The organism is Streptococcus sp. 10824 (genome assembly GCF_013276595.1).
Classification (GTDB): domain Bacteria; phylum Bacillota; class Bacilli; order Lactobacillales; family Streptococcaceae; genus Streptococcus; species Streptococcus pseudopneumoniae.
Genome location: NZ_VMLH01000122.1, coordinates 1 through 404 on the forward strand (window position 1 = coordinate 1; position 404 = coordinate 404).

Genomic DNA, 404 nt, shown 5'->3' on the forward strand with positions numbered 1-404 from the left:
TGGAATCGGATATGGTGTCTACGATCCACGACTCTCTCCGCCAGTCTAGCTAGAATGAGATTTCGTTCAGAGGGCTTAGGAGCCACCTCGAAGACAGAGAGTTTTGTCTTGTTTCCAAACTGTTCATTAAAGGTTTGAATGTAGGAAAGAAGGAAAGTATTGGCTTCTTCCAAGGTATGAATATTGTTTCGTTCCAGTTCAATAGGCAGGCGAGATTGTAGTGCCTGATTGAGTCTTTCGACTCTCCCTTTAGCTTGAGGGATAGCGGTTGTCTCAAGGAGAATCCCCAGTTGGTGACAGGCGTATCCAAACTGTGTATGGGTATCGTCCTCCATTTTCTTAGAGTTGGAGGCTTGATAGGTAAAGACCGTTCTCTTATCTGTTTTAATTTGAAGGGGAATACC

General features: G+C 44.3%; 1 pseudogene. It reads right to left on the reverse strand.

From position 1 onward, the window contains the following. Positions 1-404, reverse strand: a pseudogene (locus HT701_RS10060) (ISNCY family transposase); the annotation flags it as partial.